At 61.6% G+C, this 19,834-nt stretch carries 18 protein-coding genes; 9 read left to right on the forward strand and 9 right to left on the reverse strand.

The genetic code is table 11. The features are described from left to right. Positions 1–134 precede the first annotated feature (134 nt). The gene (locus CXQ82_RS15910) at positions 135–2,351 is read left to right on the forward strand and encodes a tetratricopeptide repeat protein (RefSeq protein ID WP_101270599.1); all 2,217 of its coding nucleotides are present in this window, start codon (positions 135–137) and stop codon (positions 2,349–2,351) included. 5 nt (positions 2,352–2,356) lie between these two features. Here the strand turns inward: CXQ82_RS15910 and CXQ82_RS15915 are convergent, their stop codons facing one another. Next, positions 2,357–2,851 carry a hypothetical protein gene (locus CXQ82_RS15915; RefSeq protein ID WP_101270601.1) on the reverse strand — a complete coding sequence of 165 codons (495 nt, stop codon included), beginning with the start codon at positions 2,849–2,851 and terminating at the stop codon, positions 2,357–2,359. Between the two features lie 162 nt (positions 2,852–3,013). Between CXQ82_RS15915 and CXQ82_RS15920 the strand changes: the two genes are divergently transcribed. Beyond that, entirely contained in the window at positions 3,014–3,706 is a 693-nt protein-coding gene (locus CXQ82_RS15920) for an aspartate/glutamate racemase family protein (RefSeq protein WP_101270603.1), read from the forward strand. On the opposite strand, the gene CXQ82_RS15925 is transcribed toward CXQ82_RS15920, so the two are convergent. From CXQ82_RS15925 to CXQ82_RS15940, 4 genes are all read right to left on the reverse strand, one after another. Next, positions 3,703–4,215: a GNAT family N-acetyltransferase gene (locus CXQ82_RS15925; RefSeq protein ID WP_101270606.1), complete on the reverse strand. Its 513-nt coding sequence runs from the start codon at positions 4,213–4,215 to the stop codon at positions 3,703–3,705. The two genes, CXQ82_RS15920 and CXQ82_RS15925, sit on opposite strands and share 4 nt — an antisense overlap. 61 nt (positions 4,216–4,276) lie before the next feature. Next, positions 4,277–5,353, reverse strand: coding sequence for a DUF1176 domain-containing protein (locus tag CXQ82_RS15930; protein ID WP_101270608.1), 1,077 nt, complete (start codon positions 5,351–5,353; stop codon positions 4,277–4,279). A gap of 53 nt (positions 5,354–5,406) precedes the next feature. Next, complete coding sequence (locus CXQ82_RS15935; RefSeq protein ID WP_101270611.1) at positions 5,407–6,546, reverse strand: glycerate kinase; 1,140 nt, start codon at positions 6,544–6,546, stop codon at positions 5,407–5,409. A 97-nt stretch (positions 6,547–6,643) separates the two neighbouring features. Further along, on the reverse strand, positions 6,644–7,744 hold the full coding sequence (locus CXQ82_RS15940; RefSeq protein WP_101270613.1) for a sugar diacid recognition domain-containing protein: 1,101 nt from the start codon (positions 7,742–7,744) through the stop codon (positions 6,644–6,646). Between the two features lie 161 nt (positions 7,745–7,905). Between CXQ82_RS15940 and CXQ82_RS15945 the strand changes: the two genes are divergently transcribed. Continuing rightward, entirely contained in the window at positions 7,906–9,216 is a 1,311-nt protein-coding gene (locus CXQ82_RS15945) for an MFS transporter (RefSeq protein ID WP_101270615.1), read from the forward strand. Positions 9,217–9,345: 129 nt separating this feature from the next. Here the strand turns inward: CXQ82_RS15945 and CXQ82_RS15950 are convergent, their stop codons facing one another. Continuing rightward, positions 9,346–10,050 (reverse strand): SDR family oxidoreductase, encoded by a 705-nt coding sequence (locus CXQ82_RS15950; RefSeq protein WP_101270617.1) that lies wholly within the window; start codon positions 10,048–10,050, stop codon positions 9,346–9,348. Positions 10,051–10,150: 100 nt separating this feature from the next. On the opposite strand from CXQ82_RS15950, the gene CXQ82_RS15955 reads away from it, so the two are divergent. The 3 genes from CXQ82_RS15955 (at position 10,151) to rarD (ending at position 13,700) form a co-directional block, all read left to right on the forward strand. Continuing rightward, positions 10,151–11,053: a LysR family transcriptional regulator gene (locus CXQ82_RS15955; RefSeq protein WP_101270619.1), complete on the forward strand. Its 903-nt coding sequence runs from the start codon at positions 10,151–10,153 to the stop codon at positions 11,051–11,053. Positions 11,054–11,134: 81 nt separating this feature from the next. After that, positions 11,135–12,145 carry an aldo/keto reductase gene (locus CXQ82_RS15960; protein WP_101270621.1) on the forward strand — a complete coding sequence of 337 codons (1,011 nt, stop codon included), beginning with the start codon at positions 11,135–11,137 and terminating at the stop codon, positions 12,143–12,145. A gap of 673 nt (positions 12,146–12,818) precedes the next feature. Further along, on the forward strand, positions 12,819–13,700 hold the full coding sequence (gene rarD / locus CXQ82_RS15965; RefSeq protein ID WP_101270623.1) for an EamA family transporter RarD: 882 nt from the start codon (positions 12,819–12,821) through the stop codon (positions 13,698–13,700). 45 nt (positions 13,701–13,745) lie between these two features. Here rarD and hppD read toward each other — a convergent pair whose 3' ends face one another. After that, a complete protein-coding gene (gene hppD / locus CXQ82_RS15970; protein ID WP_101270625.1) occupies positions 13,746–14,822 on the reverse strand; it encodes a 4-hydroxyphenylpyruvate dioxygenase in 1,077 nt (358 codons plus the stop codon). 244 nt (positions 14,823–15,066) lie between these two features. After that, positions 15,067–15,981: a DMT family transporter gene (locus CXQ82_RS15975; RefSeq protein ID WP_101270627.1), complete on the reverse strand. Its 915-nt coding sequence runs from the start codon at positions 15,979–15,981 to the stop codon at positions 15,067–15,069. 75 nt (positions 15,982–16,056) lie between these two features. On the opposite strand from CXQ82_RS15975, the gene CXQ82_RS15980 reads away from it, so the two are divergent. From CXQ82_RS15980 to CXQ82_RS15990, 3 genes are all read left to right on the forward strand, one after another. Beyond that, positions 16,057–16,968, forward strand: coding sequence for a LysR family transcriptional regulator (locus tag CXQ82_RS15980; protein WP_101270629.1), 912 nt, complete (start codon positions 16,057–16,059; stop codon positions 16,966–16,968). Positions 16,969–16,984: 16 nt separating this feature from the next. Further along, positions 16,985–18,526 carry an EAL domain-containing protein gene (locus CXQ82_RS15985; RefSeq protein ID WP_101270632.1) on the forward strand — a complete coding sequence of 514 codons (1,542 nt, stop codon included), beginning with the start codon at positions 16,985–16,987 and terminating at the stop codon, positions 18,524–18,526. Between the two features lie 198 nt (positions 18,527–18,724). Continuing rightward, positions 18,725–19,090 (forward strand): histone-like nucleoid-structuring protein, MvaT/MvaU family, encoded by a 366-nt coding sequence (locus CXQ82_RS15990; protein WP_101270634.1) that lies wholly within the window; start codon positions 18,725–18,727, stop codon positions 19,088–19,090. A gap of 110 nt (positions 19,091–19,200) precedes the next feature. Here CXQ82_RS15990 and CXQ82_RS15995 read toward each other — a convergent pair whose 3' ends face one another. Next, on the reverse strand, positions 19,201–19,737 hold the full coding sequence (locus CXQ82_RS15995) for a DUF4946 domain-containing protein (RefSeq protein ID WP_101270636.1): 537 nt from the start codon (positions 19,735–19,737) through the stop codon (positions 19,201–19,203). Between the last annotated feature and the right edge of the window lie 97 nt (positions 19,738–19,834).

Consider the following 19,834-nt stretch of genomic DNA (forward strand, 5'->3'; position numbering starts at 1 on the left):
TGTAGGTATAGCCAATCCTGACGAAATCGCGCTTTTTTCAGCTGTCTGTTTGACAGGACTGCAGCCAGCGTCAAAGCTGCACGAAGCTTAAGCACGCCGTAGAGCGTCCATGCATCAAGACAGCGGAAGTCGGAATGCCCAAGCCCAAAAAAGCCAGCGCTGTACCCCACCGTGATCCATCCCGTCGTTACCTGTACCCCGTTTTGATTGTGCTGCTGTTGGCAGCCATGGCCGGGATCTGGTTTTTCCTCCAGGCCAGCACGCCCAGGTTGCCGGCACCGGTGCCCGTGGCCACGGCCAAACCGGTGGTGACCCCAGCAGCGCCTGCGCGCATGGTGGATGAGCAACAGTGCCAGGGCTGCCACCAGGCCCAGGCCAAAGACTGGCAAGGCTCCCACCACCAGTTGGCGATGCAGGTCGCCACGCCGCAGACGGTACCGGCAGATTTCAACAACGCGTCGTTCAGTGCCGAAGGCGAAACCACGCGGTTCTATCAACGCGGCGATGAGTTCTGGGTCAATACGCCGGGCAGCGACGGTAAGGCAGCCGACTTCAAGGTGGCTTACACCTTCGGCATCGCGCCGTTGCAGCAATACCTGATCGAGGTTGGCGACGGGCGCCTGCAAGCCCTGGGCGTGGCGTGGGATACCCAGAAAAGCCGCTGGTTTCATCTCTATCCCGGCCAAGGCGTGAACTTCAAGAACCCCTTGCACTGGAGCAAACCCAGCCAGAACGCCAACTTCATGTGCGTGGAATGTCACACCACCGGCTACAAGCGCAACTTCGATGCGGCAAACAACACCTTCGACAGTCAATGGCATAGCCTGGGTGTCGGCTGCCAGGCCTGCCACGGCCCGGCGTCCAATCACCTGGCGTGGGCCGCGAAAAAAGGCGACCTGCTGCACTTGGGGTTTGCTGTGGATTTGAAAGACCAGGACGCCACCGTCGAACTGGAAACCTGCGCCCGTTGCCATGCACGGCGCGCGCCGTTGGGCGATGGGTTTACCGTAGGCAAGCGGCTGATGGACGACTACCTGCCCAGCGTATTGACCCGCGAGCTGTACGCCCTGGACGGTAAGATCAAGGATGAAGTGTTTGAACACGGCTCCTTCGCCCAAAGCAAAATGGCCGAAAAAGGCGTGCGCTGCAGCAACTGCCACAACCCCCACAGCAACGAGCTCAAGGCGCCGGGCAATGCCGTGTGCCTGCAATGCCATAACCCGTCGGGCAAAACCCCGTATGCCAGCGTGGATGGACGCGGCTTGCAGGCCAAAAACTACGACGCCATCGAGCACACACGGCTGCCACCGGGTCAGCCGGGGTCGTTCTGCGTCGATTGCCATATGCCCGGCAAGTTCTACATGGGCAACGATTTTCGGCATGACCACAGCTTCAGCATCCCTGCCGGTGCCCGCGACGTGCTGCGCGCCCCCACTTATGCCGAGAGCATGGCGCTGATTCGCGGCGGCCAGCCGGGTGCCGCCCAGGCGTTGTACGACCAACTGGCACGCAGCAACCTGCCGGCGATCCAGCGCGCCACGCTGCTGGTTGAATTGCCCAACTACCCCAGCGAGCAGGCGCTGAAACTGGCGACCAAGGACTTGTCCAGCCCGGCCCCGCAAGTGCGCGAAAGCGCGGTGCGCGCGGTCAGTGCGTTACTGCCACCGCCCGAGCGGGTCGCACTCTACGGGCCCCTGCTCAAGGACCCGGTGCTGGCGGTGCGCATCCTGGCCGCGCGGGATCTGTTGAGCGTGCCAGGGCAAGGTCCGGCCTGGAGCAGCGCCATCGCCGAATACGAACAGGTGCAATCGAGCCTGCTGGAGCGCGCCGAAGCCAACCTCAACCTGGCGATGCTCTACCAGGCCAGCGGTCGTGGCGACAGAGTAGAAGCCCAACTGCGCACGGCGCTGGTGCGCGACCCAGACTTTTTCCCGGCGCTGGTGACCCTCGCGCAGTGGCTGGAAGCCAACGGACGTAGCGAAGAAGCCCGCCGCCTGATTGCCGAGCAACTGGCGCAGCATCCAGACGCCGCACTGCTGCAACACACCCAGGGCTTGATGCGGATTCGTGCGGGCGATGCGGTCAACGCCATGCCCCACCTGCGTAACGCCGTGCGCCTCGATCCCGCCAACGGCCAGTACGCATTTGTGCTGGCGGTGGCGTTGCACGACAGCGGCAATGTCGAACACGCCTGCCAACAATTGGAGGACCTGCTCCAGCGCCAGCCGTATAACCGCAATGCGCGGCTGTCACTGATCCAGTACTACCTGGAAAACGGCCAGGAACCCAAGGCACAGGTGGTGTTGCAGAGCTGGAAGGCACTCAACCCCGGCGACCCGGCGCTGAAGTAGAACGCTTAGGCGCGTTCGCGCGGGATCAGGCTCTGTAGCTGCGAGGCGAGGAAATTGGCGTCGAAGGCATAGGTGTCCGGGTCTTTCAGGCCATTGGTCTTCTTCCACAGCCAGTCATTCGTGTCCGCCGGCAGTACCAACGACACGCTGCCGTGGCGGGCGGCGGTCAGGCCCATGACCGACACCGCGATAGAACCGCCGACACCCATCACCTCGGGCACGAACTCGACGGTTTTACCGGTGATCTGCACGTTGAGTTTCTCGGTGCTGAACGTCGATGTCTCCACCGGCACGCTCGGCCCGCTGGCCACGTAGGCCTCGCGATGAACCTCGAGCAACCCCACGTGTTTGACCGGCTCCAGCCACAGCTCGATCTGCCCGAACAACTCGCTGAGCTTCTGCGCCCAACGGGCCGACTGCAGGTCGAATTGCTGCTTTTTATGTGCTTCGCTATCGGCGTAATGACGGAGCATCTCGCCCAGTTGCTGTACATCGTCCATTGCGGAGTTCCTTGGGTGGGCAGGTAACGAAGCCCGATCATGGCAGATGCGGCCGGTGCGCGTACGGCTTAAAACTGCACCGGTGATTTGCACGGCAACTGCGTATGACTAATCCGCGCCCGGTGGGTAAGGTGATGCGACATTCCTTGTCAGGGGCATCGCATGCGTACCATCGGCCTAATCGGCGGCATGAGCTGGGAGTCCAGCGCCGAGTATTACCGCATCATCAACCAGCGCGTGCGCGACCAGCTCGGGCCGCTGCGCTCGGCGCAACTGTTGATGTACAGCGTGGACTTCGGCCCAGTGGAGCAAGCCCAGCACGCCGGGCGCTGGGATGACACCGCGCTGATCCTCGAGGATGCCGCCCGGCGTTTGCAAGCCGGTGGCGCCGAGTGTGTGGTGCTGTGTACCAACACCATGCACCGGGTGGCTCCGCGTATCGAGGCGGCGGTGTCGATTCCGTTCCTGCATATCGCCGATGCTGCCGGTGCAGCGGCCGTGGCAGCCGGCACCCTGACCGTGGGTTTACTCGGTACGGCGTTCACCATGGAGCAGGATTTTCTCACCTCGCGCCTGGCCGCCCAGGGGCTGACCGTACTGGTGCCGGACGCACACGAGCGCCAGGCCGTGCACCGGATCATCTATGACGAGTTGTGTGTGGGGGTCATCCGCGACGAATCCCGCCAGGTCTACCAGCGGGTGATCGAGTCCCTGGCCGCGCGCGGCGCCCAGGCAATCATCCTCGGGTGTACGGAGATCAGCTTGTTGGTCAAACCCGAACACAGCGACCTGCCGTTGCTGGACACCACCGAGCTGCATGCGCAGGCTGCGGTGGCGTTTGCGCTGGGGGATTAAGCCGACTTACGCAGGCGCGCCATGCTCAGGGTGTCGACGAATACGCCGTCACGCAGGGCGTAGTCGCGCAAGCGGCCTTCGACCTCGAAGCCGAATTTGCGGTACAGCTGATGCGCGGCTTCGTTGTCGGCATACACCGTGAGTTCGACCCGGTGCAGGTTCATCCAGTTGTCGGCCACATCCAGCGCGGCACTCAACAGCTTCGAGCCGATACCCTTGCCCTGCCAGGCCGGGGCCACGCCCATGCCGAACGAGCCGACATGCGCCTGGCGTACGCGCAGGTATTGTTCCAGGCCGAGCTGGCCGATCACCTCACCGCCGTGCACCGCCACCAACTGGAGCCGGCGCTCGTTATCCGTCACCAGTTTGTTGCGCCACGCCTCCACCGATTGGTAAGGCATCTGCAGCACCTGACGGCACACGGCCGGGTCGTTGTAGAGCGCAGCGACGCCTTCAAGATGGGCCTCGCTGAAGCGCTGGATGACGATATGGGGTTCAGGTGTGTGCATTGTGTTTCATCCTTTGAAAGACAAGTGGCCGCCCAGTGTAGAGGCCGTGCCCGCATGCTGGCTAGGGTGCAGGCACGGTGGACCACAATGCCGGCCAGTCGCCATAACCGACCCCGGTGCAGCGCGGCATCATCTTGAACTCGCTGAGCTGGAAGCCTTGGCCGTCAAACACCCAGACGCCACCGCCACCGCAATCACCGATTCCACGCTGCTTGTAGAAATAACTCAAGGTGCCTGTGCCTGCGTCATAGCCCACCGAGCCTTGCAGCGCAGCGCCGTCCAACGGCAGCGGCTCAAGCTTCATCGGTGTTTCGGCATAGGGCGCCTGGCGTTGGCGGCTGACCACGTCGTACTCGCAGTTGTAGGCCGCGCAGTCATAACGCACCACGGTCATGGCCTGCTGCGCGGTCAAGGCGCCAGCTTCAGCCTCGGGCTCGGCGCCGGTGCCATTGTCCTCCTGGGTGATGGTGCGCAAAGCCGCCGCGACCAGGCCGGCCTGTTCTTGTGCGGTCAATACGGGCGCAGCGGGGAACTTGCGCAACACCGGCGTCGGCAAACGGGCAGGCACGGCATTGGCCGCGACTTTACCCGGCCGGGCCAGTGCGGTGACGTTATCCACCCGCCCCTGCACCGCATCCATCAACAGCAGCGACGCACTCAGCCCGCTCAGCGAAACATGTGCGTCCTTATCGCCTGGCAATTGCAGGCGCTGGCCGTTACGCAAAAGCTGTAACCAGCGGCGTGCCGCAGCATCCTCGATCACGCCATAGGACTGCACCTCGGGATCGCCGCCCTGGTCGTCCAGCTCTACGTGCAGGTCTTGGGTCAGCGGTTGACCAAGGGGCTGACCATCCAACTGCAAAGTGGAAAGGTCGAGCGCCTCGCCGCGATGATCAAAGCGCAAACGCAGGTAACCTTCAGGCCCGGCCTGGTGCCAGATATGCAAGGTCAGCGAGCTGTAGTCCTCTTCCTCGAAGCCACTGGACGCACTCAGGGCATGGCAATTGCGCAGGTTGTCGCAACCGACGACCCACTGCTTGATTTCGCGCAGCAGCGGTACGGTTTCGGCGGGCGGTTGGGCGAAAGCTTGCGAGGTGGTGCCGGTCAGCAACAGGGCCAGGAATGCGGGGCGCAGCATGGGGACTCTCCGTGTCGAAAAGGCGCGGATTGTCCCATGTTCAGCGTTGTACGTCAGCGCCCGCCAGCTGTGCGCCACAACCGCGCGATATCCGCCGCGCGCTCACGCAACAAGCGCGGGGCTTCGCTGCAGGCCTGCTCCAGGCTCATCGGGCCGGAGGGCAAGGCAAAGGCGGCGTCCACGCCATGGGCGTACATCTGTTCATAACCGTCGCCCAGGGTGCCGGCGATGACGATCACCGGCACGCCGTGCTGCTGGGCGATACGTGCCACGCCAAACGGGGTTTTGCCCCGCAGGGTCTGGGCGTCGAAGCGGCCTTCACCGGTGATCACCAGGTCGGCGCCGCGCACGGCGGCGTCCAAACCGACCAGTTCAGCGACCACCTCCACACCGGCACGAAATTGCGCGCCGAGGAACGCCTTGGCGGCAAAGCCCAGGCCGCCGGCGGCGCCGCTGCCGGGTTCGTCGCGCACGTCCTCTGGCAGGACCTTGGCGCAGTGGTCGGCGAAATGGCCGAGGGCGGCGTCCAGCTGCTGCACTTGCGCCGGGCTGGCGCCCTTTTGCGGGCCAAAAATCGCCGAGGCACCCTGGGGGCCGCACAGGGGGTTGTTCACATCGGCGGCAATTTCAAAGCGCACAGCGGCCAGGCGCGGGTCCAAGTGCTCAAGGTTGATCTGTGCAAGGCGCCCCAGCGCCAAGCCGCCGGGTGCCAACGCCTGGTCTTCGGCATCCAACAGCTGCACGCCGAGGGCCTGCATCGCCCCGGCGCCACCATCGTTGGTGGCACTGCCGCCAATCGCCAGGATGATGCGCTCGGCGCCCAGGTCCAGGGCCGCGCGGATCAGCTCGCCGGTGCCATAAGTGCTGCTGGAGCACGCGTCGCGTTTGCCCGGCGCAACCAGTTGCAGGCCGCTGGCCTCGGCCATTTCGATGAGGGCGGTGCGACTCTCGGCCAGCCAGCCCCACCGCGCTTCGACAGTCCCGCCCAAGGGGCCTTGGACCGTTTGGCTGCGCAACTCGCCGTTGCACGCCGCGAGCACCGCTGCGACTGTCCCTTCACCGCCGTCCGCCATCGGGCATTGCACAAACTCAGCGTCAGGCCACACCTGTGCCCAGCCCGCGGCAATGGCCTGGGCCACGCCTTCGGCACTCAGGCTGTCCTTGAACGAGTCGGGGGCGATGATGATTTTCATGGGCTTTCTCCGGTTTTTATGCTGCCCATGCTGCCAGCTGGCACCGGCAATGACGCCGGTCCGATGCACAAGTGCGGGTGAGGTTTGTTGTTCATTTCTACAAAGGCTGCGGCAGCAGTTGCACACCCAGGTACAGCGCGAGCATGCCATCCAGGGTCAGCGGGTCGACGCCGCTGAGTTCAGCGATACGCTCCATGCGGTAGCGCAGGCTGTTGCGGTGGATGCCGAGGGCGTCGGCACAGGCCTGGCTTTGGCCGTCGTGTTCACACCAACTGCGCAGGGTGGCCAGCAGTTGGCCGTTGCTGTCCTTGGCCAGTACCTTGCGTAGCGGTTTGAGCAACTCGTCGAGAGCATCGTCGTTACGATGGCGCCAGAGCATCACCGGCAGCCGGTAGCGGTTGAGGGTCAGCAGCCGCGACTGCGGCAGCACATCACGCCCATAGGCGAGCAGATCGCCAACCCGACGGTAACAACGGCGCAGCCCCGCCAGACCGTCGGCTTGCCCGCCCACGGCCACCCGCAGCACTGTCCAGCCGAGGCCTTCGAGTTTTTCCAACAGGCGCGGGTTGTCGACCTGCACGGCGGCAGGTCGGCACCACAGCAGGGAAAACTGTGCCGAGCTGACACACCAACTGTCCGGGTAGCGCGAGGTCAGCCAGGCACTCAACGCCTCTGCCGATTGCCCCACCCCCAGTTCGAATAAATACGGCGTACGTGCCAGCTGCGGCTTGAGGCCCAGTTGCTGTGCTTCGTCGACCAAGCGCGGTGAGTCGCCGTTGTCGGCCAGCAGCAACGCCAGCAGGTCATCGCAACGCTGGCGCCGCCATTGTTGCTCCACCTGCTGATGGCGATGGCTGACCAGCATCTCGGCAGTCATGCGCACCAGCTCGGCATAGGTGCGCAGGCCTTCCGGCTCACCGGTAATGCCGAGTACCCCGATCAGGCGCTGATCATGCATCAGTGGCAGGTTGATACCCGGCTGCACGCCCTTGAGGTGCTTGGCGGTTTGCCCGTCGATTTCCACCACGCGGCCATTTGCAAGTACCAGCTGCGCGCCTTCGTGGCGGGTGTTGATGCGCTCCGGCTCGCCGCTGCCGAGGATCAAGCCCTGGCTGTCCATGACATTGACGTTATAGGGCAGGATCGCCATGGTGCGATTGACGATATCCTGCGCCAGGTCATGATCCAGCTCGAACATGGGGCCATTTCCTTAAAAAAAGCGGGTTGTTCACAGGCACAGCGCAAAGGATGCTTCGCTGTGCGCAAGCACAAAGACAGTACCCCATCGTGTCACCGAGACTGATTGGGCGATCAACGTTAACCTCGCATCGCAAAAAATCATAATAAAGAGAGACTCCCATGTCACAGAGCGCCGCTGTCACACTGGCCACCGATGACGATAAAAACGCCATCTACAAGCGCATCACCCTGCGCCTGATCCCCTTCATTTTTATCTGCTATCTGTTCAACTACCTCGACCGGGTAAACGTTGGCTTTGCCAAGTTGCAGATGCTCGATGCATTGAAATTCAGCGAAACCGTGTACGGCCTGGGCGCCGGGATCTTCTTTATCGGCTACGTGTTGTGCGGCGTACCGAGCAACCTGGCGTTGACCAAGTTCGGTCCACGGCGCTGGATTGCATTGATGATGATCGTGTGGGGCACCTTGTCGACCTGCCTGCTGTTCGTCACCACACCGACGCATTTCTACACCTTGCGCCTGTTCACCGGTGCCGCCGAAGCCGGCTTCTTCCCCGGTGTGGTGCTGTACCTCTCGCAGTGGTTTCCGACATTCCGCCGTGGGCGGATCATGGCGTTGTTCATGTCGGCGATCCCGGTGTCGGGTTTGCTCGGCAGCCCGTTTTCCGGCTGGATCCTCAACCACTTCGCCGCCGGCCAAGGCGGTTTGGCGGGCTGGCAATGGATGTTCCTGCTGCAAGGCATCCCAACCGTGATCCTCGGCGCCCTCGCCTACTTCCTGCTCAGTGACAGCTTTGCCAACGCCAAGTGGCTCAAGCCCCACGAGCGCGCCGTGCTGGAAGCCGACCAGGCCACGGACCTGGCGAACAAACCGAAAACCTCCACCGATTCCCTCGCCGAAGTGTTCAAGAACCCGGCGATCTGGGCATTCGGCCTGATCTACTTCTGCATTCAGAGCGGCGTGTACGCGATCAACTTCTGGCTGCCGTCGATCATCAAGAATCTGGGGTTCAGCGATAACTTGGTGATTGGCTGGCTGAGTGCGATCCCCTACCTGCTGGCGGCGGTGTTCATGCTGCTGGTGGGCCGCTCGGCAGACTTGCGCAAAGAACGCCGCTGGCACTTGGTGGTGCCGATGCTGATGGGGGCCGTCGGCCTGGTGATCGCGGTGAACTTCGCCACCACGCCGGCCATCGCGATCCTTGGCCTGACCATCGCGACCATGGGCGCCCTCACTGGCCTGCCGATGTTCTGGCCAGTGCCGACCGCCATGCTCAGTGCTGGCGCTGCGGCCGGCGGCTTGGCGTTGATTAACTCCATGGGCCAGATGGCGGGTTTCCTCAGCCCGTATATCGTCGGCTTTGTGAAGGATGCCACCGGCTCTACGGATGTGGCGCTGTACCTGCTGGCGGCGGTGATTGTCGCCGGTAGCGTACTGGCGCTGCGCATGACGCGTACTTTGAAAGCCTGACTCAGGTCAGTGTGGGAGCGGGCTTGCTCGCGAAAGCGGAGTGTCAGTCAACCTATCAGGCGACTGAACCAACGCATTCGCGAGCAAGCCCGCTCCCACACAAGCCCCCTCCCACATTTGGCGCTGTGTTTACAGCAGGCCGCCGCCGTCGATATCGATAACGGCGCCGGTCATGAAGCCATTCTCCATGGCCAGCACGTACCCCGCCGCCACTTCCTCCGCCTGCCCTACTCGCCCAACCGGCAACGCCCCGCCCGCCTTGGCAAACATCGCCAGGCGCTGTTCTTCGGCGAGCCCCGCATACGCCGGCGTATCAATCACCCCCGGGCTGATCACATTGACCCGACGCGGCGCCAGTTCCTTGGCCAATTGCTTGCCGAGTGCTTCGGTCGCGGCGTTGATGCCGGTCTTGATGAACTGTCCCGGCGCCAATTTACGCCCCAGTTGCCCCGAGGTCAGGCTGATGCTGCCGTGCTCAGCGAGAAACGGCAACGCCAGCTGAATCGCCCGCAACGATCCCCAGAGTTTTACCTTGAAGTTTTCCTGGGCCTCGTCCAGATCGGTCTCGGCCAGCGGCTTGGCGCGCACCGACGGGCCGGAGGTGTACACCAGGTGGTCAAAGCGCCCCACGGCCTCGAACAGGTGTTGCACGGAGGCGGCGTCAGTGACATCCACCGGCTCGCTGCGCACGCCGTTGTCCACGCCCGACGTCAGGCGGCGCCCGGCCAGCACTACCTGGGCGCCACGGGCGGCAGCGGCCTTGGCCACGGCGGCGCCGATACCGCTGCTGCCGCCGATTACGACGACGGTTTTACCGTTGAGGGAAGAAGTCATGGGAAAAGTCCTGGGTAAGAAAGTGAGCGTTCATCTTCCCAGCTTGGCAATCGGCGAAAAATCCCGGTAAAACGACAAGATCTTTAAAGGATTTTTACAAATGAGCTCAATCCTTGACCTGGAAGTCTTCGTACGCACGGCCGATACGGGCAGCCTATCGGCGGCGGCGCGCAGCCTCAGCCTGACACCGGCGGCGGCGAGTATCGCCCTCAAACGCCTGGAAACCCGGCTGGGCATGCGCCTGCTCGCGCGCTCCACCCGCAGCATGCGCTTGACCGAAGAAGGTCGGCGCTACCTGGATAGCGTGCGCGTGGCGCTGGAAGCGCTGTCCGAAGGCGAGCAAGCGATCAAGCAGCAAGGCCAGAGCCTCAGCGGCTTGTTGCAATTGGCGGCGCCCTCGGATTTCGGGCGCAATGTGCTGCTCGGCTGGCTGGACGAGTTCAAGCTCGAACACCCGAATATCCGTCTGCAATTACTGCTCAACGACAGCAATGCCGATTTGTTCCGTGACACGGTCGACATCGCGCTGCGGTTTGGCGTGCCCCAGGACTCCAGCCTGGTGGCGCTGCCGGTGGTACCCGGCCACCATCGCATTCCCTGCGCCAGCCCGGACTACCTGGCCCGCCACGGTACGCCGCGTACGCCTGCCGATCTGGCCCAGCACAGTACGCTGCGCTATATGCGCCGGGGGCGGGCCAACAGCACCTGGTATTTTCGCCAGGGCGCAGTGCTGCAGGAGGTCGAGGTCAGCGGTGACTACCTCAGCGATGACGGTGAAATCGTGCGGCGCTGGGCCCTGGCCGGCCACGGCATCGCCTACAAGGCCAACCTTGATATTGCCCGCGATATCAAAGCCGGACGGCTGGTGCCGCTGTTGCCTGAATGGCAAGGCGAACCCACGCCCTTCAACCTGATGTGCCCTCACCGCCTGCAAGTGTCGGAACGGGTGAAGGTGCTGCATGGTTTTTTACAGCAGCGCTGTCAGGCCTTGCTGTCAGCATGAAGAAACACGCGCAGGGCTTGTTCCAGAGCCCTTGAGTCTGGTATTGCATAGGGCACCTTTCCCAGCCGCAAGGAGCTTTGCATGATTTACCGCACATTGGGCCAGTCCGGGTTGAAGGTCAGCGCCTTGACCCTGGGCACCATGATGTTTGGCGAACAGACCAACACCGAGGACTCGCTGCGCATCATCGACAAGGCCTGGGACCAGGGCATCAATTTTATCGACACGGCGGACGTTTACACCGGCGGGCGCTCCGAGGAAATCGTCGGCGAAGCCATCGCCCGTCATCGTGAAGATTGGGTGGTGGCGTCCAAAGTTGCCATCGGCCCCACCGATGGCCTGCCCAACCGCAGCGGCTTGAGCCGCAAGCGCATCTTCAACGCGCTGGAAGCCAGCCTTACGCGACTGGACACCGACTATCTCGATATCTACTACCTGCACCGCGAAGACCACAACACTCCGCTGGAAGTGACCGTGTCGGCCATCGGCGACCTGATTCGCCAGGGCAAGATCCGCTATTGGGGCCTGTCCAACTACCGGGGCTGGCGCATCGCCGAGGTGATTCGCGTGGCCGAGCGGCTGGGCGTGGACAAGCCGGTGATCAGCCAGCCGCTGTACAACATCGTCAACCGCCAGGCCGAGGTCGAGCAGATCACTGCCGCTGCAGCCTACGGCCTCGGCGTGGTGCCTTACAGCCCATTGGCGCGAGGGGTGCTCAGTGGCAAATATGCGCCGGATGTCACTCCCGAAGCCGGCAGCCGCGCGGCGCGCCAGGACAAGCGTATCCTGGAAACCGAGTGGCGCGTGGAGTCGCTGCGTATTGCCCAGCAGATCCAGCAATACACCCAAGGGCGCGGCGTGGGGATTGTCGAGTTTGCGATTGCCTGGGTGTTGAACAATGCGGCAGTGAGCTCGGCGATCGTAGGGCCACGTACCGAAGCGCAGTGGGATGCGTATACCGGGGCACTGGACGTGAAGATCACGGCGGAGGATGAAGCCTTTATTGATTCGCTGGTGACGCCGGGGCATGCGTCCACGCCTGGTTTCAATGATGTGAGCCACTTTGTCTCAGGCCGGATCGCACGCCTGTAGGCTGAGGGAGCCGGCCCGGATATGTATCTGCGGGTTTATATTGCACCGGCCTTGTGTATCTGCAGGCTTATATCGCAGCGGGCTTTAGTGGCAACAAGCTTATATGGCACCGGCCTTGTGTATCCGCAGGCTTATATCGCACCGGGCTTTAGTGGCGAGCGGGCTTGCCCGCGTTGGGCTGCGAAGCGGCCCCTGGTTCAGGCACCGGGTGTTAACTGAAAAAACCGCAGTGACTTTATTGGGACCGCTTCGCGCCCCAACGCGGGCAAGCCCGCTCGCCACATTATCCAGTGTCACATTCCCCAGTGCCACATAAGCCCAGGGCCACATTCCCCACTGCTACACAAGCTCAGTGCTACATACCCCACTGCCACACAAGCCCAGTGCTACATACCCCACTGCCACACAAGCCCAGTGCTACATACCCCACTGCCACACAAGCCCAGTGCTACATACCCCACTGCCACACAAGCCCAGTGCTACATACCCCACTGCCACACAAGCCCATTGCTACATACCCCACTGCCACATAAGCCCAGTGCCACATAACCCCGCGCAAACCTTGCGGGTGAGAAAATTTCTCTCAAAACGCCCCAAAACAGCGCAACCATCCCTCGCCAAAACCACCATAATCTCCTCCTCTTTTGTACCCATCAGTTTTCGCGAGGACAGCGTGTCTAAAGGTGTTGTGTTATCGGTATCGGCCTCGGTGTTGTTTGCCGTGATGTATTACTTCACATCGCTGCTCACGCCGTTGAGTGGCCTGGAAATCTTCGGCTGGCGCATGTTGCTCACCGTGCCGTGCATGACCGTGTTCATGCTCGTCAGCGGCGAATGGCGGCGGGCCTGGGAATTATTGCGCGTGCTGGCGGCCAAGCCGCGGCTGATGGGCGGCGTGGTGCTGTCTTCGGCATTGCTGGGCGTGCAATTGTGGCTGTTCATGTGGGCGCCGTTGAACGGGCGCAGCCTGGATGTGTCGGTGGGTTACTTCCTGTTGCCGCTGACCATGGTGCTCACCGGGCGCCTGGTGTGGGGCGAGCAGCTGTCCTACCTGCAAAAAATCGCCGTATTCTTTGCTGGCCTCGGGGTGCTTAACGAGCTGTACCAGGCCGGTGGTTTTTCCTGGGCAACGCTGGTGGTGATCATCGGCTACCCGCTGTACTTCATCGTGCGCAAATACCTCAAGACCGACCATCTGGGCGGCCTCTGGCTGGATATGGCGCTGATGCTGCCGGTGGCCTGGTGGTTTGTGCAAAGCGGCGAACAGGGGTTTGCGGTGATGGATACTCATCCAAAGCTCTACGCGCTGATCCCGATCCTGGGCCTGATCAGTGCTTCGGCGCTGGTGAGCTACATCATCGCCAGCCGCTTGCTGGCATTCAGCCTGTTCGGGCTGCTCAGCTACGTCGAGCCGGTGCTGTTGCTGGTGGTCGCGCTGCTGCTGGGTGAAGGGATCAAATCGGGCGAATGGCTGACCTACATTCCGATCTGGATCGCGGTGATGGTGTTGGTATTCGAAGGGTTCAAGCACTTGGTGCGTCAGCGCAAAGCCTGATGCGCAGGCAGTAAAAAGCCCTGGCATGCCAGGGCTTTTTCACACTCAGTCGGCGGTCAATACACCGCGTCGCACCTGGTCGCGTTCGATCGACTCGAACAGCGCCTTGAAGTTGCCCTCGCCAAATCCATCATCGCCCTTGCGCTGGATGAACTCGAAGAACACCGGGCCCATCAAGGTTTCCGAGAAGATCTGCAGCAGCAGGCGCTTGTCGCCTGCAATCGAAGAACCGTCCAGCAGGATGCCGCGCGCCTGCAACTGGTCGACCGGCTCACCATGGTTCGGCAGGCGGCCCTCGAGCATTTCATAGTAGGTGTCGGGCGGTGCCGTCATGAAGCGCATGCCGATTTTCTTCAGCGCGTCCCAGGTCTTGACCAGGTCGTCGGTGAGGAACGCCACGTGCTGGATGCCCTCGCCGTTGAACTGCATCAAGAACTCTTCGATTTGCCCTGCGCCCTTGGACGACTCTTCGTTCAACGGGATGCGGATCATGCCGTCCGGGGCACTCATGGCCTTGGACGTGAGGCCGGTGTATTCGCCCTTGATATCGAAATAGCGCGCTTCACGGAAGTTGAACAGCTTCTCGTAGAAGTTGGCCCAGTAGACCATGCGCCCGCGATACACGTTGTGGGTCAGGTGGTCGATGACCTTGAGGCCGGCACCCACCGGGTTGCGTTCCACGCCTTCGAGGTAGACGAAGTCGATGTCATACAGCGAGCTGCCTTCACCGAAACGGTCGATGAGGTACAGCGGCGCACCTCCGATGCCCTTGATGGCCGGCAGGTTCAGCTCCATCGGACCGGTTTCGATATGGATCGGCTGGGCGCCCAGTTCCAGGGCGCGGCTGTAGGCTTTTTGCGAATCCTTGACGCGGAACGCCATGCCGCACACAGACGGACCGTGCTCGGCGGCAAAGTACGACGCGAGGCTGTCGGGCTCGTTGTTGAGGATCAGGTTGATCTCGCCCTGGCGGTACAGGTGCACGTTCTTGGAGCGGTGGGTCGCCACCTTGGTGAAGCCCATGATCTCGAAGATCGGCTCCAGGGTACCCGGGGTCGGCGATGCAAATTCGATAAATTCAAAGCCCATCAGGCCCATTGGGTTTTCGTATTGGTCGGCCATTTCGGCACCTCATCATTCTTGTTGGTAGCAATCAGTTATTTGCAGGCAAGGATGAGGTTGCAGGGTGGCGCGCAGGAGAGACCCCGCACGCTGCGGGCGAGGAAGTCACCGAAAATGAGGGGGGAGCCGAGTAGCTTCATGGTGCATCAGTCTCTGACGGCCGAGGCTTGCGTGAGCGCAAGTCCATATTCTTGTATGCGTAAATCGATTCTACACAGCGTAACCGGATTTGTCCGTACTCTTATCAAATCCCCATTGCCCTGGCCGGTGCAAGGGGTTTGTTGCACAGATAGATGCCCAGCAAGATGACTGCGCCGCCCACCAGCATGGGGATGGTCAGGTGTTCGCCCAGCAGCAGTGCCCCGCAGATCACGGCGGTCAGCGGGTTGAGGGCGATAAAGACGCCGGCGCGCGTCGCACCGATACGTCGGATGCCATCGTAATAGCCGATATAGGCCAGCGCCGAGCCTAACAGGCCCAAGTACGCCAGGCTCAACAGCTGGGGTAAATGCACGCTGCCCAGCGCCTCCACGGTAAGGTTGCCCGTGACCAGCGTGGTCACGGCCAGCATCAGCGTGCCCAGCAACACCGACCAGGTAACCGTTTGCAACGGCCCCAGGCTTTGGCTGAGCCCCCGGGAATACAGCGAGTAAACGCCCCAGCCTGCCACACAGCCGAGGATCAGCAGGTCGCCGACCCAGGCATTCGCGGTGGCCTGCAACAGTTGCGGGTTGCGGCTGACAATCACCGTTGCCGCTCCCGCCAGGCACAGCCCAATGCCCAACAACTTGAGACGTCCCAGCCGTTCCTTGAGCAACAGCCAGCTCGCCACGCCGATCACCGCCGGGTTCAACGCCACAATCAGCGAGGCCCTGGACGCGTTGATGTACTGCAACCCATAGAAGAAGCACAGGTTGTAGAAAAAAATCCCGAAGAACCCCAACACCGCCAATTGCGCCATTTGCCGGGGGCTTGGGCGTGCCAGGCGTATCCGCGCGCAGGCCAGGAACAACAGCAACCCCAGGCTGGCCAAGACAAAACGCAGGCTGGCGGCCAGCAGCGGGTTGAGCTGATCCGCCAGGAAGCGGCCCGCCACAAAAGTGCCGCCCCAGATCATAGTGACGGCGGCGAGTTTGCAATAAGTCAGGCGATCGTTCATGAGGCGGGCTCAAGCCAGGAAGAATTCGCGTATCCTCAAGCTAATCCCCGATCATCGTAAAATGAGTAATCACTCATGACCCTGACTCAATTGGAGATTTTCTCCTTGGTGGCCGAGCTGCAAGGCTTTACCAGTGCCGCGCACCGATTGGGCATCAGCCAATCGGCGGTGTCCCATGCGATCAAGGCGCTGGAGCAAGAACTCGGCGTAGAGCTGTTTAGACGCCATCAGGGCCTGGTAGAACCGAGCGACATTGGCCAGCAACTGCTGGAGCGCGCCCGTGCCATGCTGGGTCTGGCCAACACCCTGCAACAGGAAGCCGCCGATGCCCGAGGCATGAAGCGCGGTACCTTGCGCATCGGTTCGTTCGGGCCCACCGCGTCGATTCGCCTGTTGCCGGCGATTCTCGGCCGGTTTCGCGCGGCCCATCCGGGGATTGAAGTGCACATCGACGAAGGGCCCGACCGGCAAGTGCTGCAGTGGCTGGATGAGCGGCGCATCGATGTGGGCTTTGTGGTGCTGGAGCAGGAGCGCTTCGACACCTTCGGGTTGTTCGAGGATCAGTTGGTGGCACTGCTGCCGGCTGGCCACCCCTTGGCGTTGCAAGACACGCTGACCCTGCAGGCCCTGTGTGACGACCCGTTCATCCTTACCGAGGCCGGTTCGTCTGAGCTGGTCACGCGCTTGTTCAGCGCCGCCCAACTGCGGCCCAAGGTGCGTTACCGCTGCGCCCAACTGCTGAGCACCCTGGAAGCGGTCAGCCGCGGGGACGGGCTGAGCATCGTCGCGCAGGCGTCGCTGCCGCAGGCACACGATCCGCGCTATGTAATACGGCCACTGACGCCGCGCGTACCTCGGCGGATCGGCCTGGCGGTGCTTGATCGCCGCCAATCGTCACCGGCCACCCTGGCCTTTATCGAGATTGCGCAAGGCCTTGCTCTGGCGAGCACGTTTGAGCCGGGCCGTCTATCATCGGCACATCCCTAAACAGGCCTTCACCTCCATGCCCCTCACCGTCAAAGGCCCTCGAAAGCCCCTCACCCGCCATTCGATCAGTGTGCTGTGCGGCCTGCTGCCGGTGTTCCTGGGGGGGCTCATGCTGCATTGGCAGGCCGAAACCAGCCTTGAGCAGAGCACCGCGCGGACGGCCGAAGAAGCCGTGCGTCAATTCGACCTGATGCTCGACAACACCGCCCTCGCCGCACAGAGCCTGCTGCCATTGGCCGGGCAGCCGTGTGACAACGGCGCCCAATTGGCGCTGCGTGAGCAGGTCACCCGCCGGCCGTTTGTACGGGCGACGACATTGTCCTGGCAAAAAAACATCTATTGCAGCTCATTGTTCGGCGGCAACTATGAGTCGCGGGTAAACCCCGACGACTACGTGGACGGGCGACTGTGGCTGATGAACGGCAACCCGGTGACGCCGGATACCGCGCTGCTGGTATACCGACTGGTCGAGGGCGACAAGGCCGCTTTTGCCTCGATCGATGGTTACCACCTCACTAACGCACTACGCCTGATCAGCCGCTATGCCCAGCTGGTGCTACAGGTGGGCCCCAATTGGCTCGGCGCCGATGGCAAGGTGCAGAACACGCCAGTTCCGGAGTTTGCCGTGGCCCACCAGCACCTGGCATCGGAGCGCTACCATTACAGCGTCGATGCCGGCATGCCCGACGGCGAAGTATGGCGCTATATGCACGCGCGTTATCCGGCGCTGTTCAGCCTGGTGCTGTTCTTTGGCGTGTTGGCGGGCCTGCTTGCGCATTGGCTGCAAAAGCGCGCGTCGGCGCCAACCCAAGAACTGCAACGGGCGTTGGGTGCCAATGAGTTCATCCCATACTTTCAGCCGGTGGTGCGCGGCGACAGCCGTGAATGGGCCGGCTGTGAAGTGCTGATGCGTTGGAAACATCCGAAGGAAGGGCTGGTCAGGCCCGACCTGTTTATCCCGCTTGCAGAAGATTGTGGCCTGATCGTGCCGATGACGCGCGCCCTGCTGCGCCAGACCGCTGCGCAACTGGCGCCGCATGCGTCGCGTTTCACTCCGGGTTTTCATATCGGCGTAAATATCACCGCCCGGCATTGCCAGGACCTGGCGCTGGTGGAGGATTGCCGTGAGTTTCTCGCCGCCTTTGAGCCAGGCCAGGTCACGCTGGTGCTGGAACTGACCGAGCGCGAGCTGATCGTACCCACCGATATCACCCGCAGCCTGTTCGACGCCCTGCACCAATTGGGGGTATTGATTGCCATTGATGACTTTGGTACCGGCCATTCCAGCCTGGGTTACTTGCGCAACTTCAATGTGGACTACTTGAAGATCGACCAGAGTTTTGTCGCCATGATTGGTGCAGATGCACTCTCTGGGCATATTCTCGACAGCATCATCGAATTGTCCGGCAAGCTTGACCTGGGCATCGTTGCAGAAGGCGTTGAAACACAGCAGCAATGCGAATACCTGGCCGCTCGAGGTGTAGATTTCCTACAAGGTTACCTGTTTGGTAGACCGTTACCTTACGATGAATTCATTAAATCCCTGACCCTCCATTGAATAGCCATGCACTAGGCGGGTTGAAATAATGTTGGTGAAACAAAAGACGTGATTTACTCGTAGCGAATTAACTACTACAATTTTTCCTTGCCTGTGTTGAACACGCAGGAAGGCGATTTTTTGAGTAGCCTAACGCTCTTGGCTTACAGCTTTGTTTGCAGTTGATATCAGCCAACACCATTATTTGGAGTACCTATTTTGTCCAGACTCGCCGAATTTCGCGCAGCAGAAAAAGCCCTTCAAGAGCAGCTTGCCCAGCTGGAATCCCTGAAGAACGACGCTGGCCTGAAGAAAGAAATCGAATTCGAAGAAAAGCTCCAAGGGTTGATGAAGACCTACGGCAAAAGCCTGCGTGACATCATCGCTATCCTCGATCCTAACCTGGGCAAGGCCAGCGCTGCAGCGGCTCCTGCGCCAAAACAGCGCCGCGCGCGCGTGGTCAAGGTTTACCAGAACCCGCACACCGGTGAGCTGATTGAAACCAAAGGCGGCAACCACCGCGGCCTCAAAGCCTGGAAAGAACAGCACGGTTCGGAGACCGTAGAGTCGTGGCTGCGCAAGTGATCGAGCTGCACTAAAAGAGAGCCCCGCCTATGCGGGGCTTTTTTATTCAAGGGTTCGAAACCGAACTTAAATAACATTTCACTTTGTTCAAAAACGCTCGGCAACAGGATTTAAAGTTTCAGGCTGTTGCGTACCGAATCGACTTCTTCCTTGCTGGCTTCGTATGCCTCGGCTTGGCCTGCGTAAGAAAAAACATACGCCTTATCAGTATCAACAGCACCCACCAATGTTTGCGACAGCACGTGTCGGCCGTTCTCTGTAATCACGCAAGTAGTTTCCAACGCTTCAAGGCCGCTCAATGTCGCCGGGTGCATCTTGGTGCACACACTTTGATAGCCGCCTTGAGCAAAATCCTTCTGGATGGATTTACGCATTTCCAGCAACACGCCCTGAAGATTAACTTTATGGCCGGCTTCAATCGGCGTACCGGTCAATTCCATGACCATCAAGGTGGTGCCATTTTCGTCGTTCTTGATTGCACGTTGGCGCGACACGGCAGACGGCTTGACGGGGGCCTGGTCGTCGGCAACCACCTCCTCCACCTGCCAGCCACTGGGCCAATGAATCTCCGGGTCGGCCGCCAGCACACAGGGGCTGCCCAGCAGTAAACAGAGAGTGCTCAACAGCGATTTACGAAATCCGATCATTGCAAAAAACGCCCAAGGTTCAAGCAGCAAAGTTTGAGCCCGCCACCCGTTGCTCGCAAGGCCTGCGGGCGCTTTTTAATTTGGCGCAGCCGGCAGC

This window comes from Pseudomonas sp. S09G 359 (assembly GCF_002843605.1).
Classification (GTDB): Bacteria; Pseudomonadota; Gammaproteobacteria; order Pseudomonadales; family Pseudomonadaceae; genus Aquipseudomonas.

Bases quoted from the DNA above. Each gene is read 5' to 3' on its own strand.
- CXQ82_RS15910 (WP_101270599.1), top strand. From the start codon at position 135: ATGCCCAAGCCCAAAAAAGCCAGCGCTGTACCCCACCGTGATCCATCC.
- CXQ82_RS15915 (WP_101270601.1), bottom strand. From the start codon at position 2,851: ATGGACGATGTACAGCAACTGGGCGAGATGCTCCGTCATTACGCCGAT.
- CXQ82_RS15920 (WP_101270603.1), top strand. From the start codon at position 3,014: ATGCGTACCATCGGCCTAATCGGCGGCATGAGCTGGGAGTCCAGCGCC.
- CXQ82_RS15925 (WP_101270606.1), bottom strand. From the start codon at position 4,215: ATGCACACACCTGAACCCCATATCGTCATCCAGCGCTTCAGCGAGGCC.
- CXQ82_RS15930 (WP_101270608.1), bottom strand. From the start codon at position 5,353: ATGCTGCGCCCCGCATTCCTGGCCCTGTTGCTGACCGGCACCACCTCG.
- CXQ82_RS15935 (WP_101270611.1), bottom strand. From the start codon at position 6,546: ATGAAAATCATCATCGCCCCCGACTCGTTCAAGGACAGCCTGAGTGCC.
- CXQ82_RS15940 (WP_101270613.1), bottom strand. From the start codon at position 7,744: ATGTTCGAGCTGGATCATGACCTGGCGCAGGATATCGTCAATCGCACC.
- CXQ82_RS15945 (WP_101270615.1), top strand. From the start codon at position 7,906: ATGTCACAGAGCGCCGCTGTCACACTGGCCACCGATGACGATAAAAAC.
- CXQ82_RS15950 (WP_101270617.1), bottom strand. From the start codon at position 10,050: ATGACTTCTTCCCTCAACGGTAAAACCGTCGTCGTAATCGGCGGCAGC.
- CXQ82_RS15955 (WP_101270619.1), top strand. From the start codon at position 10,151: ATGAGCTCAATCCTTGACCTGGAAGTCTTCGTACGCACGGCCGATACG.
- CXQ82_RS15960 (WP_101270621.1), top strand. From the start codon at position 11,135: ATGATTTACCGCACATTGGGCCAGTCCGGGTTGAAGGTCAGCGCCTTG.
- hppD (WP_101270625.1), bottom strand. From the start codon at position 14,822: ATGGCCGACCAATACGAAAACCCAATGGGCCTGATGGGCTTTGAATTT.
- CXQ82_RS15975 (WP_101270627.1), bottom strand. From the start codon at position 15,981: ATGAACGATCGCCTGACTTATTGCAAACTCGCCGCCGTCACTATGATC.
- CXQ82_RS15980 (WP_101270629.1), top strand. From the start codon at position 16,057: ATGACCCTGACTCAATTGGAGATTTTCTCCTTGGTGGCCGAGCTGCAA.
- CXQ82_RS15985 (WP_101270632.1), top strand. From the start codon at position 16,985: ATGCCCCTCACCGTCAAAGGCCCTCGAAAGCCCCTCACCCGCCATTCG.
- CXQ82_RS15995 (WP_101270636.1), bottom strand. From the start codon at position 19,737: ATGATCGGATTTCGTAAATCGCTGTTGAGCACTCTCTGTTTACTGCTG.